The organism is Pseudomonas koreensis (assembly GCF_025447595.1).
GTDB lineage: Bacteria > Pseudomonadota > Gammaproteobacteria > Pseudomonadales > Pseudomonadaceae > Aquipseudomonas > Aquipseudomonas koreensis_H.
The window spans coordinates 1-255 of record NZ_JAOEJU010000058.1 but is presented as its reverse complement, the minus strand read 5'-3'; the positions used below and the strand labels follow the sequence as shown (position 1 = coordinate 255).

The window sequence follows — 255 nt, the reverse complement described above, 5'->3', positions numbered from 1 at the left end:
GGCGTCCCCTAGGGGACTCGAACCCCTGTTACCGCCGTGAAAGGGCGGTGTCCTAGGCCACTAGACGAAGGGGACACGCTACCCGGAACACATGGTGTGTGTTTCGGTGTCCAGATCCGCCTCCGAAGATTGGGTTCTGGTTTCACTCAGCACCGCCCTGAAGCGTTGCTGTTTAAAATTGGAGCGGGAAACGAGACTCGAACTCGCGACCCCGACCTTGGCAAGGTCGTGCTCTACCAACTGAGCTATTCCCGC

The 255-nt window shown here is 58.8% G+C and carries 2 tRNA genes; both read right to left on the bottom strand.

The features are described from left to right. Positions 1 to 2 precede the first annotated feature (2 nt). Positions 3 to 75 (bottom strand) — tRNA-Glu (locus tag N8H71_RS28740). Between the two features lie 104 nt (positions 76 to 179). Then, a tRNA-Gly gene (locus N8H71_RS28735) sits at positions 180 to 255 on the bottom strand.